Raw genomic sequence first — 300 nt, 5'->3', positions numbered from 1 at the left:
GTCACTCCCAGCTGAGCTTCTCCACGGCCCTCTCCAGGTCCGTCCTGCCGGGCCTGGTGTAGACCGCCGTGGTGTCGAGCCTGGCGTGTCCCGCAAGACACGCCACCTTGTCCAAGCTCTCCCCGGCGTCGACCAGCCACTTGCAGAAGGTATGCCGGAGCTTGTGCGGGGTGACCTCCACCCCCGCTATGCGCCCGAAAAGCTTGAGCCTCTTCTGCACGGCCCTGGGAGTCATGGGGCCTCTTTTACCGGGAAAGAGCCACTCGCCTCCTCGAGGAGGAAGCTCCGCCAGGTACTCCT

1 protein-coding gene is annotated in these 300 nt (G+C 65.3%); it reads right to left on the bottom strand.

Translation table 11 applies throughout. The annotated features are described in order from the left end of the window. Position 1 precedes the first annotated feature (1 nt). Positions 2 to 300 (bottom strand): tyrosine-type recombinase/integrase (locus DXX99_RS11150; protein ID WP_165847841.1); only part of this gene is annotated, 299 nt, incomplete at its 5' end.

Source organism: Ammonifex thiophilus, from assembly GCF_003368535.1.
Classification (GTDB): domain Bacteria; phylum Bacillota; class Desulfotomaculia; order Desulfotomaculales; family Ammonificaceae; genus Ammonifex; species Ammonifex thiophilus.
Note: the sequence above shows the minus strand (reverse complement) of the source record. Positions and strands in the feature narration are given on the sequence as shown.